Consider the following 12,789-nt stretch of genomic DNA (forward strand, 5'->3'; position numbering starts at 1 on the left):
TGCGCGAACCGATGTGGGGTCCCGGGCCCCCCGATCAGGGTGGAGGGCCGAGCGGCACGCCCGGGTACGCGACAGGGGATGCCCGACCGAAGTCGGGCATCCCCTGTGGTGTGCCTGGATCGCTGACGCGATCAGGAGCTGGTTACCAGCTGGACTTGGTGATGCCGGGCAGCTCGCCGCGGTGCGCCATGTCGCGGAAACGTACGCGCGAGATGCCGAACTTGGAGAGGTGGCCACGGGGACGACCGTCAACCGCGTCGCGGTTGCGCAGGCGAACCGGCGAGGCGTTGCGGGGCAGCTTCTGGAGGCCCTTGCGAGCCTCTTCGCGGGACTCGTCGGTGCCGGCCGGGTCGACAAGAGCCTTCTTCAGCTCGAGGCGCTTCGCGGCGTAACGCTCAACGATGACCTTGCGCTGGTTGTTCTTGGCAATCATGCTCTTCTTCGCCATTTTTAGCGCTCCTCACGGAAGTCAACGTGCTTGCGCACTACGGGGTCGTACTTCTTGAGCACGAGTCGGTCGGGGTTGTTGCGACGGTTCTTCTTGGTCACGTAGGTGTAACCGGTTCCTGCCGTCGAACGCAGCTTGATGATCGGACGTACGTCCTGAGCCTTAGCCATTAGATTTTCTCCCCACGTGCGAGCAGGTCCTTGACAACCGACTCGATGCCGCGAGCATCAATAACCTTGATGCCCTTTGCCGAGAGGGTCAGCGTGACGTTGCGGCGAAGCGACGGCACGAAGTACTTCTTGGTCTGCACGTTCGGGTCGAAGCGACGCTTGGTGCGCCGGTGCGAGTGCGAAATGTTGTGTCCAAAGCCGGGAACGGCTCCGGTCACCTGGCAGGTTGCTGCCATGGTTTTCCTCCAATACCGAAGGGCGAATGCCCTTCCCAAGATCTCTTGTCGGCCGGCTCGCGTTGGATTCCGCCCGGAAACGGCCGGCCGAAACGTGAGTTCCGGCGGCTGATTCGATGGGAGGAAAAGACACGAACAAGCAATGCACGCACAGATATGCGCAGCAGCTACCTAGCCTACGGGTTCGGGCGCACCGATGCAAGCGCAGTGCAGGCGGCGCAGAGGCCGAAGACATCCACGACGTGCGCGGCCTCGGTGAAGCCGTGTTCGGCGGCCACAGCGGTGGCCCAGTTCTCGATGGCGTCCACCTCGATCTCGACCGTGAGCCCGCAGTTGCGGCAGATCAGGTGGTGGTGGTGCTCGGTGGTGGTGCAGGCCCGGTAGAGGCTCTCGCCGTCGGGGGATTGCAGGGAGTCGGCGTCGCCCTCCACGGCGAGGTCGCCCAGGGCGCGGTAGACCGTGGCGAGGCCGATCGGAGATCCGGTGGCGTGCAGGGCGGCGTGTAGACCCTGGGCGCTGACGAAGCCCTCGGCCCGGCCGAGCTCGGTGCGCACGGCCTCTCGCTGCCAGGTGTTTCGCTTCATGAGTCCAACCGTAGCCCGGCCCGGGCCGGCTGGTGAACTCCGCTGCGCCGCGTGACCAGTGCGCGGGCCCCCAGGGCAAGGAGGAAGCACGCGGCCGCGGTGAGTGCGATGGCCGGGCCGGCGGCCACGTCCAGGGCCCGGGAGAGCAGCACTCCGACGATGCCTGAGCCGGCGCCGATGACCGGGGCCAGCAGCGCAATGTGCGCGGCACTGTGCACCAGAAGGCGGGCCGCAGCGGCGGGGGCGGCGATCAGCGCGATAGCCAGGATGGCGCCGACGGCGGGCATCACCGAGACCACGGTGGCCGCGATCAGCACCAGGGCGAGCGCCTCGATGGCCCATTCCCGGTACCCGGCCGCCCGGTAGCCGGTGCGGTCGAAGGTCGAGAAGAGGATCTCCTTGCCCAGGAACACCGCCGCGAGAACGGCCACGGCCAGCACGGTTCCGGCGAGGATCACATCGCCGTCGGTCACGGTGAGGATCGAGCCCACCAGGTAGGACTCCACGTGCACGGGCAGCGACGGATTGAGTGCCTGCAGCAGCACGCCGAGCGCGAAGCCGGCGGTGAGCATGATCCCGGAGGCCACCTGGCTGCCCTGGCGGCGCACCCGGCCGAGCGCGGTCATGATGCCCACGATGAGGGCGCTGGCCACCGCGGCACCGAGGGGGATGCTGATGCCCAGCATCGCCGCGGCGACCGCTCCGGGGAAGGTGGCGTGGGTGAGCGCCTGGGCGAAGAACGTGCGTCGGCGCAGCACCACGAGAGTGCCGACGAGGCCGCTGAGCGCGCCGATGAGCACGGCGGCGAGGAGGGCCTTCTCGAAGTAGCCCATCAGGCGCGCACCGTCTGGGGCGCTGACTCGGCGGCATCGGCGTCGGCGGGGCGTCGCATCCGGTCGGCCAGGACCCGCACCAGCAGCACCAGCAGGTACCCGGCCACGAGGACCAGCACGACGGTGGCGCCGCTGGGCAGGTCGATGCCGGCGGCGACCGAGGCTTCGAAGCCGAGCGCCAGGCCCACCCAGGAGCACAGCGCGGCGAAGCCCGCCGCGAGCGGGAAGAGCAGCCAGAGCCGCACGGTGATCAGCCGGGCCACGGCGCCGGGCACGATGAGCACGGCGAGCACCAGGAGGTTACCGACGGCGCTGGAGGCGGCCACGACGACCAGGGCGATGGCGACGTTGAGCAGCAGGTCGAGCAGCAGCGGCCGGTAGCCCGCCGCGGCCACGGCGGTGGGGTCGAAGGCGCGGTAGACCTGCTGCTTGAGGGTGAGGCCCACCAGGAGCAGGGCGAGCGCGCAGATCACCAGAGTCTGCGTGACCTCGGTGGGGGTGACCGTGAGCAGCCGGCCGAAGAGCAGTTGTTCCAGCTGGCCGGCGTAATTGGTCTGCCGGGAGACCACGAGGATGCCGATGCTGAACATCGCCGTGAACACGATCGCGATGGCGGCGTCGCCGGAGACCGCGCGCCGGGTGATCAGGGTGAGCACCACGGCCGCGAGGATCGCGGCGATCATGGCCCCGAGGAACAGACCGTCGCGGCCGCCCCAGACGAAGCCGATCGCGATGCCGGGGAAGATCGAGTGGGTGAGCCCGTCGCTGATGAACTCGAGGCTGCGCAGGTTGACCAGCACCCCCACGATGCCGGCTACGAGGCTGAGTGCGAGCAGCACCACGAGCGCCCGCGCCATGAACGGGAGCGAGAACGCGGTGAAAAGCGGGCCGAGCAGGTCGATCATTCAGTGACCCTCGTGGCCGGGGATGACCAGGGTGTGCTGGTCCATTTCGACGCCCACCTCGTGGAAGGTGCGCTGCACGTTCTCGAGGGTGAGAACGCTCTCGCGCGGTCCGAACGCCACCTGAGTTCCGTTGAGCAGCAGCACGCGTTCGCAGACCGCACGGGCGAGTTCGAGGTCGTGGGTGGAGACCAGCACTGCCACGCCGTCGGCCTTGAGCCTCTCGACGGTGCCCACGAGGGCGTCACGGTTGGACTGGTCGAGCCCGTTGAACGGCTCGTCGAGCAGCAACAGCCGGGGGCCGGCGGCCACGGCGCGGGCGAGCAGTCCACGCTGCTGCTGACCGCCGGAGAGTTCCCCGAACCGGGTCTTGGCGCGATGGGCCAGCCCCACGGTCTCCAGCGCGGCGGCCACGGCTGTGCGGTCTTTCTTTCCCGGTAGCCGCAGCCAGCCGAGTTGGCGGTAGCGGCCCATCATGACGACCTGCTCGAGCGTCACCGGGAACTCCGGGTCCAGTTCGTCGGTCTGCGGCACGTAGCCGATGCTGCCGGCCGGCGCGGTGTCCTGGCCGAGCACCTCGACGGTGCCGCTGGTGCGGTGGATCAGGCCCAGGATGCCCTTGAGCAGCGTGGACTTGCCCGACCCGTTCGGGCCGATCAGAGCGATGGCCTCACCGGCAATCAGGTCGAAGTCCAGGCCGGTGAGGGCGGGAGTATGCGCGTACGCGAACGAGGCCCCGGAGACTCGGAGGGCGAGCGGAGCGGGCATCCGCTGCTGAGAAGGGTTCTCGTTCACTCGTCAACTATTGCAGGTCGGCGGGCACGGCGGTGGGCGTCACACCCCAGGATTCGAGGATCAGGCGCACATTGTGCAGCTGAGAGGTGATGTAGGTGGCGCCGTCGCTGTCCGCAGGGCCGAGGGAGTCACCGTAGAGCGCGTCGTCACCGGAGTAGACCGTGACGCCGGCCTCGCTCGCGATGGTGTCAGCGGCCTTGGGGTTGATGGAGGCCTCGGAGAAGACGGCCTTGACGCCGGTGGCCTTGATCGCGGCCACCAGGGTGTCGATCTCGGCGGCGCTCGGTTCGGCGTTGTCGTCGAAGCTCGGGATGACACTGCCGACGTAGGTGATGCCGTAGGCGGCGGTGAAGTAGCCGAACGCGTCGTGGTTGCTCACGAGCAGGCGCTCGGCGGCGGGCACCGCGTCGATGTTCTCCCGGATCCAGCCGTCCAGCTCGGCGAGCTGCCCGGTGTAGGCGGTCGCGTTGGTTTCGAACGCGGCGGCGTGGGTGCTGCTGGCGGCAGCGAGACCGTTGGCGATGGTGCCGGCCATGGCCTCGGCGTTGCTCACGTCGGTCCAAATGTGCGGATTGCCGCCGGCGTGGTCGTGCTCGGCATCGTCGCTGGGAGCCGCGGTGGACCCCTCGTCCTCGTGGCCGGCCTCGCCGTCGAGGATGCTGATGCCCTCGTCGGAATCGATGGTCACGCCGTCGAAGCCGGACGCGGCAATAGCGTCATCGAGCCATTCCTCCAGTCCCACTCCGTTGATCACGAGCACGTCGGCAGCGCCGAGGGCCGTGAGGTCGGCGACCGACGGGTCGTAGCTGTGCGCGCTCTGGTTGGGCTGGATCAGCTGCGTGACCGTGACACCGTCGGTGTCGCCGACGATGTTGCGGGTGAGGTCGGCGATCTGGGTCGTGGTAGCGACGACCTTGAGGTCGCCGTCCGCCCCGGCGGAGGCTGCGGGGGTCGAGGCGGAGCAGCCGGCCAGCACGAGGACGGCCGAGACGGCCAGGGCGGGGAGGAGGAGTTTGGGGGTCTTCACGTGGGAAACGGTACGCCTAATGATAATGATTGTCAAAACCAATAGAGCTGGTCAGAGATGCCGCAGATACCGCTCCGGCGCGTCGAGGAAGCTGGCCCAGTTGCTGACCAGATCGAGGTCCCGCCAGGCCGTCTCGCGCAGCCCCCAGTCGCCCACCTCGAGAATCCGTGCGCCGGGCAAGGCGGCGAGCAGCGGAGAGTGGGTCGACATGATCACCTGCGATCCGCCCGCCGCGAGCAGGTCCTTCAGGTGCCCGAGCAGGGCGAGGCAGCCCGAGAAGGAGAGGGCGGACTCGGGTTCGTCGAGCACCCAGAGGCCACGGCCGCGGAACCTGTCGATGGCCAGCTCGAGGAACGATTCACCGTGAGAGATCTCGTGGAAGCGCGGTTCCGGCCGGCCGCCCGGATTCTGCTCGAGATAGGTGAAGAAGCCGTGCATCGTCTCGGCGCGCAGGAAGTAGCCGTGTCGGGTGGCGCCGCCGGTGCGCACCAGGCGCAGGTGGTCGTGCAGGGCAGACTCGCTCGGCCGGGTGGAGTTGCGGGCCCCGGTGGAGCCGCCCTCCGGTGAGAGTCCCCAGGCTAGTGCGATGGCCTCCACGAGGGTGGACTTGCCGGCGCCGTTCTCGCCCACGAAGACCGTGGCCGCGCCCAAGTCGAGGCCGTCCGCCAGCAGCTGAGTGACGGGCGGCAGCGTGGCCGGCCACACCGTCCGGTCCAGCGGATGCTGTGGATCCTCCTCGACCCGGCGCAGCGGGGTTGTCTCAAAGGCCATGCCCCATCCTCCCGCGCCGGGCGGCGATCCGGGCCGTGAGTTGCCATTTGAGGCCCATTGCCCGCCGCTGAGAGGGCTCCAACAGGCAATTCGCAGTCACACACTGTGCCGACTTGCCACTTCGAGCCGCTTCGTGCCGCCTGAAGCGGCGCCAACTGGCGACTCGCGGTGGCCAGGCGCGGGCTCTACTCTGTTGCAATGGGAGTACGGGCCGGGAAGGCCGGCACCACGTGGGCCGGGTGCCTGCCCACGCCCGCCGGCTCGGGTCTCGCCCGCAAGGCCAGGCAAATGGCGCAAGCCGCTCCGGCGGCGGTGCTGCGACCGTGGCGCATCGATGACGCCGTCGACCTGCAACGGGCCTTCGTCGTCAGCGGCGACCTCGCCGCGCAACTCGGCGCCGTCGAGCTGTCCACCCTGGCCCGCTGCCAGAGCTTCATCGCCGACAACCTCGCCACCGGCACGGTGTCCCGGCAGAACTTCGCCATCACCCTCGACGGCATCGCGGTGGGCAATGTCGGGGTCGGCAGCATGGAGCACCGGCACGGCACCGGCTGGGTCTACTACTGGGTCTCCGCCGAGGCGCGCGGGCGGGGCCTGGCGACCCTCGCGCTGGTGTCCATCGCCGACTGGGCCTTCACCGAGCAGGGATTGCACCGGCTCGAGCTGGGCCACCGCACCAACAACCCGGCGTCCTGCCGGGTTGCCACCAAGGCCGGGTTCGCTACCGAGGGCATCGAGCGGCAGAAGCTGAAATACGGCACCGAACGCTTCGACGTCGAGACCCACGCCAGGCTCCGCACGGATGCGCCCCCACAGCTGCGCCCGCTGCCCACGTACACGACCTAGGACGGGTCCATGCCGCTCGACTCCCGCGCCGCCCCGGCACGCCGGCCGCACACCCTGGCGGACTGACCGATGGCGCGACGCGTGGCACCTCCTGCCGACATCGTCGACCGGCTGCGGACGGCCGGCTGCGTGTTCGCCGAGGAGGAGGCCGGGCTCCTCGCGGCGGCGGCCGGCACGCCCGCCGAACTGGACGCGCTGGTGGCGAGACGGGTGTCGGGCCTGCCACTCGAACAGGTGCTCGGCTGGGCGGAGTTCTCCGGGCTCCGCATCATCCTGCGCCCCGGGGTGTTCGTGCCGCGGCGTCGAACGGGCCTGCTGGTACGGGAAGCGGCCCGGCTGGCGCGCCCACACGGCCTGGTGCTCGACGTCTGTTGTGGATCCGGCGCCGTCGGCGCCGCCCTGCTCGCCGGCGAGCCGTCACTGCGGCTGTTCGCGGTCGACATCGACCCGGCCGCCACCGCCTGCGCCCGCCTGAACGTGACCCCGCGGGGCGGTGAGGTGCTCACCGGCGACCTGTTCGACCCGCTCCCGGCCGAGTTACGCGGCCAAGTCGACCTCGTCGTGGCCAACGCGCCGTACGTGCCCACCGAGGCCATCGAGCGGATGCCGCCGGAGGCCCGCCTGCACGAGCCGCGGGGCGCGCTGGACGGCGGGGCCGACGGCCTCGAGGTGCAGGGCCGGATCGCCGCTGCCGCGCCCGACTGGCTGGCACCCGGCGGCCACCTGCTCGTGGAGACCAGTGCCGCCCAGGCGCCGCACACCGCGGCGCTGATCAGCCGGCACGGCTTGCGAGCGCGGATCCGCCGGTCGGCGGCGCTGGACGCCACCGTCGTGATCGGCACGACGCCCGCCTGAGACCGGCGCGACCGGTGGGCGCTGGCCCCCAGTCGAGGACCGTACAGTCCAACCCGCGGAACAAACCAGAGTCCTCGACGCCGCGCCGAACCCCGTCAGGGAGCGGGGGTGCGGGCCGCCACCGTGCTCTGCACCAGGGCCAGGACCGCAGCCTCGCCGACCGGCTCGTAGAGCAACTGGCCGGCCAGCCCCGCGGCGAATACCACTACCGCCCGGGCCAGGCTCTCGCCGTCGACCCGGGGTGCAGCCCGCCCTCGTGCCGGGCCCGACCGGCCGGTCTCGCGAGGTTGCCGCGCTGGCGTCCACCGGCGGCGCGCACTCCACCCGCGACGGTCCCCGCGCATCACTGCACCTCGGATGGCCGGATGCGCCAGCTATAGCTGGTGCACGACGCCATACGAGGGGCATCGAGCGTTCCGGGGGCTACTCCAGGAGCAGCGCCGGCTCTTCGATGATGCTCGCCACGTCGGCGAGGAACCGACTGGCCACATCCCCGTCGACGACGCGGTGGTCGAAGCTCGCGCCGATGGTGGTCACGAAGCGCGGGCGCACCTCACCGTCGACCACCCAGGGCTTCTGCTTGATCGTGCCCAGAGCCACGATGCCGGCCTCGCCGGCGTTGAGGATCGGGGTGCCGGTGTCCATGCCGAAGACGCCGATGTTGGTGATCGTGATGGTGCCGTTGGACATCTCGGCGGGGCTGGTCTTGCCGTCTCGAGCCGTGATGGTGAGCTTCTCGAGGGCGCCGGCCAGCTCGAGCAGGCTCATGTCCTGGGCCTCCTTGATGTTCGGCACGATGAGGCCGCGCGGGGTGGCCGCCGCGATGCCGAGGTTCACGTAGTGCTTGATCACGATCTCCTCGTCGGTGAAAACCGAGTTGACCGTGGGGTTGCGCCGCACGGCCCAGATCATGGCCTTCGCCATGATGAGCAGCGGCGACACCTTGACGCCGGCGAAGTCCGTGGAGACCTTCAGCCGCTTGACGAACTCCATGGTGCGGGTGGCATCCACGTCGACGAACAGGCTCACGTGCGGCGCGGTGAAGGCGCTCTTCACCATGGTCTGCGCGATGACCTTGCGCACGCCCTTGACCGGGATGTGCTCCTCGCGGTCGGTGGGCCACTCCGGGGTCTGGATGTTGCGGAACACGCTGGCCTGGGTGGCCTCGCGCAGCACGTCCTCCCGGGTGACGTCACCGAACCGTCCGGTCGGCTCCACCTGGGTGAGGTCCACGCCAAGGTCCTTGGCCAGCTTGCGGATCGGCGGCTTGGTGATGACGGGACCGGTCGCTCGGGGCGACGCGGCAGGCTGGGCGGATGCGGCGGGCGCGCCTACGCCTGCGCCACGCGTGGGCGGGGCGGGCGGGGCGGTGCGGGCCGGGCCGGTCGACGCGGTGTTCGTGCGCGGACCGGACGCTGCGGGTCCGCTCTGCGGGGGCGCGGTGGGGGCCGAGGCGAGGACCTCGTGCGCGGCGGCGGGCACCACGTGGCGGCGACGGCGAGTGGGCATGGACGCCGCGGCGCCCCGGCCGACCAGCACCTGCGGGGACTCCTCTGCGGGTTCCTGCGAAATAGTGCCGCCGGCATCCTGCGCGGCCGCGACGAGTTCATCGTCGGCCGGGGCGGCGGCATTCGGTGCGGCGGGCGCGTCGACCGGGGCGGCGTCGGTGGCGCCGGCCTCGGAGAGGATGGTGATGATGACCGTGCCCACATCGACCGTGGTGCCTGGTTCGATCAGGATCTCACCGACCACGCCAACGTACGGCGAGGGCAGTTCGACGAGGGACTTGGCCGTTTCGATCTCGACGAGCACCTGGTTGATAGCGATGGTGTCGCCGGGGGCGACCTTCCACTCGACGATCTCGGCCTCGGTCAGGCCCTCGCCCACATCGGGGAGGGTGAATCGGGAGACGCTCATGGGGTGCCTTTCGCAGCAGGGGGACGGTTAGTAGGCGAGGGAGCGGTCGACGGCTTCGAGAACCCGGTCGGGGCTGGGCAGGAAGTGCGTCTCCACCGCGGCGGGCGGGAACGGGGTGTCGAAGCCGGACACCCGCAACACCGGCGCCTCGAGCGAGTAGAACGCCCGCTCGGTGACGGTGGCGGCGATCTCGGAGCCGACGCTGACGAAGCCGGCGGCCTCCTGCGCCACAACGAGGTGGCCGGTCTTGTGCACGGATTCGAGAATCGGCGCGTAGTCGATCGGCGAGATCGAGCGCAGGTCGATGACCTCGAGGTGGATGCCCTCGACGGCGGCCAGGTCGGCAGCCTGCAGCAGCACGCTCACCATGGCGCCGTGCCCGACGACCGTGACGCTCGTTCCGGTGCGCACCACCTTGGCGGCGTGCAGCGCTGTGCCGGCGCCGGTGAAGTCCACCTCGCTCTTGGGCCAGTAGCGGCTCTTGGGTTCGAAGAAGATCACCGGGTCGTTCGAGGCGATCGCTTCGCGCATCATCCAGTACGCGTCGTGCGAGTTGGACGGGCTCACCACGCGCAGACCCGGGGTGTGCGCGAAGTACGCCTCGGGACTCTCCTGGTGGTGTTCGATCGAACCGATGTGGCCGCCGTAGGGGATCCGCACGACGACGGGCATGGTGACGCCGCCCTCGTGGCGGTTGCGCATCCGGGCCAGCTGGCTGGTGATCTGGTCGAAGCCGGGGAAGACGAAACCGTCGAACTGGATCTCGCAGACCGGCCGGTAGCCGCGCAGGGCCAGGCCGATGGCGGTGCCGATGATGCCGGATTCGGCCAGCGGGGTGTCGAGCACCCGCTTCTCGCCGAATTCGGCGTGCAGCCCCTCGGTGACCCGGAAGACGCCGCCGAGCGGGCCGATGTCCTCACCCATCATGAGCACCTTGGGGTCGTCGAGCATCGCCTGGCGCAGGCCCTGGTTCAGGGCCTTCGCCATCGGCAGGTTCGCGCTCGTGGGCGCGGCAGTGGTGACAGTGTCCTGCGTGGTCATCAGGACTCACTCCCGTCGAACGAGGTTTCGTAGGCGTCGAGCCAGGCCTTCTGCTCGACCACCAGCGGATGCGGTTCGGCGTAGACATTGTCGAAGATCACCGAGCGGTCGGGAGCGGTGATCTCGAGGGCGCGACGGCGCACATCCGCGGCGTAGTCTGCGGCTTCTTCGTCGACGGAGTCGAGGAACTCCTGCTCGACGCCGAGGCCCTGCAGGTAGCTGCGGAAGCGCACGATCGGGTCGCGGGCGACCCAGTAGGCGAGTTCTTCGGGGTCGCGGTACTTGGTGGGGTCGTCGGCCGTGGTGTGCGCGCCGACGCGGTAGGTGAGCGCCTCGATGAGTGACGGGCCGTGGCCGGCGCGGGCGTCGTCCATGGCTTTGGCGGTGACGGCGTAGCTGGCCAGCACGTCGTTGCCGTCGACCTGCACGCCGGGCATGCCGAAGCCGCCGGCCCGCAGGTAGAGCGGGGAACGGGACTGGCGGGAGACCGGCACCGAGATGGCCCAGTGGTTGTTCTGCATGAAGAACACCTGCGGGGTCTGGTAGCTCGCCGCGAAGACCAGGGCCTCGTTGGCGTCGCCCTGCGAGGAGGCGCCGTCGCCGTAGTACACGATCACGGCCGCATCGGTCTCGGGGTTGCCGGTGGCCGTGGCGCCGTCGAGCTGCATGCCCATGGCGTAGCCGGTGGCGTGCAGGGTCTGCGAGGCGAGCACGAGCGTATAGAGGTGGAAGTTGCCGTGCTCCTCTGGGGTCCAGCCGCCGAGCGTCACACCGCGCAGCATCCGCAGAATGTCGACCATGTCGAGACCGCGGATCATGCCCACGACGTGCTCGCGGTAGGAGGGGAACACGTGGTCCTGCGCGCGGGTGGCGTAGGCGGAGCCGACCTGGGCGGCCTCCTGGCCGTGGCTGGGCACCCACAGGGCCAGCTGGCCCTGACGTTGCAGGTTGGCCGCTTCGGTGTCGAACTTCCGCACGACGACCATGTCGCGGTAGAACTTCCGGTAGTCGGCCTCGGTCAGCCGCTCGAAGTAGGGCAGGAATTCCGCCGCGGAATCGGACGGGGAGAAGGTCCCGTCGGCGGAGAGGAGTTGCACGGTGGGAGACGCAGCGGTGAGTACGGGTGCGTCGTTCGAGGTCACTGGCACCGTACTAACCTAGCCGCCGGGCCGGATGCCCCGTTGGTAGATCCTGCACAATCTCAGCGCTGATCCGTAGGAGTGTCGCCACAGATTCCTCCTCGCCAATCGAGACCCGGATGCCCTCCGGGTGGAAGGGCCGGACGACGAGCCCGGCATCGGTGAAACGTTCGGTGGCCGCCGCGGTGGCCTCGCCCAGGGGAAGCCAGACGAAGTTCGCCTGTGACGACGGGCTGCGCAGACCGGCAACGGCCAGGGCCTGCTGGATGCCGTCGCGACGGGCGGCGATGACGCCCACGCGGGCCAGCAGTTCGGCTTCGGCGTCGAGCGAGGCCAGCGCCGCAGCGGAGGCCTGACCGGTGACGGAGAGCGGGATGGCGGTGGCGCGGGCCGCGTCGAGGATGCCGACCGGGCCGATGCCGTAGCCGACCCGGAGTCCGGCCAGGCCGTAGGCCTTGGAGAAGGTGCGCAGCACCACGAGGTTGGGGTAGCGGCCCAGCAGTGTGGTGCCGTCGACGGCGGTCGGGTCGGTGACGAATTCGGCGTATGCCTCATCGAGAATGACCAGTAGGTCGGCGGGGACCTGGTCCATGAAGGCCGCGAACTCGTCGGCCGTGACGACCACCCCGGTGGGGTTGTTCGGGCTGCAGACGAGCACGACGCGGGTGCGCGGGGTGATCATGGCGGCCATCGCGGGCAGGTCGTGGCCGTGGTCGGCGCGGTTCGGCACCGTCACGCTCGTGGCTCCGGACACCGTGACAAGGCTCGGGTAGGCCTCGAAGGAGCGCCAGGAGTAGAGCACCTCGTCGCCGGGACCGGCGGCGGCCGTGATCAGCTGGGCCAGCAGGGCGACCGAGCCGGCGCCGATGTGCACCTCGTCGGAGGCCACGCCGTAGCGGGCGGCCAGCCGTTCGCGCAGGGCGAGGGCGGACGCATCCGGGTACCGGTTGAAGGCGGAGACGGCGTTGACGGCGTCGACGACCCCGGGCAGCGGGTCGAACGGGTTCTCATTGCTCGACAGCTTGAAGGCAGATGCGTTGGCCGCCTTGCCCTGCCGGTACGCCGGCAGCGCAACGATCTCGGGGCGCAGGCGGACTGATGGCTGGTCAGAAGGGCTCACTCCGCGAGTCTACGCCGCGACATATTCGCACTGCCGCATGCTCCATACGACCGGCTTGGCCCGGATCGGCCGGGCCTGACCGCAAAACGCGCCGCTTCGACTGTC

15 protein-coding genes are annotated in these 12,789 nt (G+C 69.9%); 2 read left to right on the plus strand and 13 right to left on the minus strand.

Translation table 11 applies throughout. The annotated features are described in order from the left end of the window. Positions 1-142 precede the first annotated feature (142 nt). The 9 genes from rpsN to KY500_RS16335 form a co-directional block, all read right to left on the minus strand. Entirely contained in the window at positions 143-448 is a 306-nt protein-coding gene (gene rpsN, locus KY500_RS16295; protein ID WP_035835254.1) for a 30S ribosomal protein S14, read from the minus strand. A 2-nt stretch (positions 449-450) separates the two neighbouring features. Then, positions 451-618: a 50S ribosomal protein L33 gene (gene rpmG / locus KY500_RS16300; protein ID WP_066598602.1), complete on the minus strand. Its 168-nt coding sequence runs from the start codon at positions 616-618 to the stop codon at positions 451-453. Next, positions 618-854: a 50S ribosomal protein L28 gene (gene rpmB, locus KY500_RS16305; RefSeq protein ID WP_066598603.1), complete on the minus strand. Its 237-nt coding sequence runs from the start codon at positions 852-854 to the stop codon at positions 618-620. The genes rpmG and rpmB overlap by 1 nt, the downstream gene beginning before the upstream one ends. Before the next feature lie 176 nt (positions 855-1,030). Further along, positions 1,031-1,438, minus strand: coding sequence for a Fur family transcriptional regulator (locus KY500_RS16310; protein ID WP_219901439.1), 408 nt, complete (start codon positions 1,436-1,438; stop codon positions 1,031-1,033). After that, a complete protein-coding gene (locus tag KY500_RS16315; RefSeq protein WP_219901440.1) occupies positions 1,435-2,271 on the minus strand; it encodes a metal ABC transporter permease in 837 nt (278 codons plus the stop codon). Before KY500_RS16315 ends, KY500_RS16310 begins: the two co-directional genes overlap by 4 nt. Further along, positions 2,271-3,176 (minus strand): metal ABC transporter permease, encoded by a 906-nt coding sequence (locus tag KY500_RS16320; RefSeq protein WP_219901441.1) that lies wholly within the window; start codon positions 3,174-3,176, stop codon positions 2,271-2,273. The genes KY500_RS16315 and KY500_RS16320 overlap by 1 nt, the downstream gene beginning before the upstream one ends. Further along, the gene (locus KY500_RS16325; protein WP_255579459.1) at positions 3,177-3,968 is read right to left on the minus strand and encodes a metal ABC transporter ATP-binding protein; all 792 of its coding nucleotides are present in this window, start codon (positions 3,966-3,968) and stop codon (positions 3,177-3,179) included. 7 nt (positions 3,969-3,975) lie between these two features. Then, a complete protein-coding gene (locus tag KY500_RS16330; protein WP_219901442.1) occupies positions 3,976-4,995 on the minus strand; it encodes a metal ABC transporter substrate-binding protein in 1,020 nt (339 codons plus the stop codon). Positions 4,996-5,046: 51 nt separating this feature from the next. Then, positions 5,047-5,766 carry an AAA family ATPase gene (locus KY500_RS16335; RefSeq protein WP_219901443.1) on the minus strand — a complete coding sequence of 240 codons (720 nt, stop codon included), beginning with the start codon at positions 5,764-5,766 and terminating at the stop codon, positions 5,047-5,049. A 198-nt stretch (positions 5,767-5,964) separates the two neighbouring features. Between KY500_RS16335 and KY500_RS16340 the strand changes: the two genes are divergently transcribed. Both KY500_RS16340 and KY500_RS16345 read left to right on the plus strand, forming a co-directional pair. After that, positions 5,965-6,612, plus strand: coding sequence for a GNAT family N-acetyltransferase (locus tag KY500_RS16340; RefSeq protein WP_255579460.1), 648 nt, complete (start codon positions 5,965-5,967; stop codon positions 6,610-6,612). Between the two features lie 81 nt (positions 6,613-6,693). Then, positions 6,694-7,467, plus strand: coding sequence for a putative protein N(5)-glutamine methyltransferase (locus KY500_RS16345; protein WP_370626829.1), 774 nt, complete (start codon positions 6,694-6,696; stop codon positions 7,465-7,467). Between the two features lie 423 nt (positions 7,468-7,890). On the opposite strand, the gene KY500_RS16350 is transcribed toward KY500_RS16345, so the two are convergent. From KY500_RS16350 to KY500_RS16365, 4 genes are read right to left on the minus strand one after another with little or no spacing between them, the layout of a single operon-like run. Continuing rightward, on the minus strand, positions 7,891-9,384 hold the full coding sequence (locus tag KY500_RS16350; protein WP_219901445.1) for a dihydrolipoamide acetyltransferase family protein: 1,494 nt from the start codon (positions 9,382-9,384) through the stop codon (positions 7,891-7,893). A 27-nt stretch (positions 9,385-9,411) separates the two neighbouring features. Next, on the minus strand, positions 9,412-10,425 hold the full coding sequence (locus KY500_RS16355) for an alpha-ketoacid dehydrogenase subunit beta (RefSeq protein ID WP_219901446.1): 1,014 nt from the start codon (positions 10,423-10,425) through the stop codon (positions 9,412-9,414). Beyond that, a complete protein-coding gene (locus KY500_RS16360) occupies positions 10,425-11,567 on the minus strand; it encodes a thiamine pyrophosphate-dependent dehydrogenase E1 component subunit alpha (protein WP_370626939.1) in 1,143 nt (380 codons plus the stop codon). The genes KY500_RS16355 and KY500_RS16360 overlap by 1 nt, the downstream gene beginning before the upstream one ends. Positions 11,568-11,577: 10 nt before the next feature. Next, the gene (locus tag KY500_RS16365) at positions 11,578-12,684 is read right to left on the minus strand and encodes a histidinol-phosphate transaminase (protein WP_219901447.1); all 1,107 of its coding nucleotides are present in this window, start codon (positions 12,682-12,684) and stop codon (positions 11,578-11,580) included. Positions 12,685-12,789 lie beyond the last annotated feature (105 nt).

Source organism: Cryobacterium sp. PAMC25264 (genome assembly GCF_019443325.1).
Lineage (GTDB): Bacteria > Actinomycetota > Actinomycetes > Actinomycetales > Microbacteriaceae > Cryobacterium.

What these genes read in the sequence shown, in the direction of transcription:
- KY500_RS16315 (WP_219901440.1), bottom strand. Translation starts at nt 2,271, where the DNA reads ATGGGCTACTTCGAGAAGGCCCTCCTCGCCGCCGTGCTCATCGGCGCG.
- KY500_RS16355 (WP_219901446.1), bottom strand. Translation starts at nt 10,425, where the DNA reads ATGACCACGCAGGACACTGTCACCACTGCCGCGCCCACGAGCGCGAAC.
- KY500_RS16310 (WP_219901439.1), bottom strand. Translation starts at nt 1,438, where the DNA reads ATGAAGCGAAACACCTGGCAGCGAGAGGCCGTGCGCACCGAGCTCGGC.
- KY500_RS16340 (WP_255579460.1), top strand. Translation starts at nt 5,965, where the DNA reads ATGGGAGTACGGGCCGGGAAGGCCGGCACCACGTGGGCCGGGTGCCTG.
- KY500_RS16335 (WP_219901443.1), bottom strand. Translation starts at nt 5,766, where the DNA reads ATGGCCTTTGAGACAACCCCGCTGCGCCGGGTCGAGGAGGATCCACAG.
- rpmG (WP_066598602.1), bottom strand. Translation starts at nt 618, where the DNA reads ATGGCTAAGGCTCAGGACGTACGTCCGATCATCAAGCTGCGTTCGACG.
- KY500_RS16350 (WP_219901445.1), bottom strand. Translation starts at nt 9,384, where the DNA reads ATGAGCGTCTCCCGATTCACCCTCCCCGATGTGGGCGAGGGCCTGACC.
- rpsN (WP_035835254.1), bottom strand. Translation starts at nt 448, where the DNA reads ATGGCGAAGAAGAGCATGATTGCCAAGAACAACCAGCGCAAGGTCATC.
- rpmB (WP_066598603.1), bottom strand. Translation starts at nt 854, where the DNA reads ATGGCAGCAACCTGCCAGGTGACCGGAGCCGTTCCCGGCTTTGGACAC.
- KY500_RS16320 (WP_219901441.1), bottom strand. Translation starts at nt 3,176, where the DNA reads ATGATCGACCTGCTCGGCCCGCTTTTCACCGCGTTCTCGCTCCCGTTC.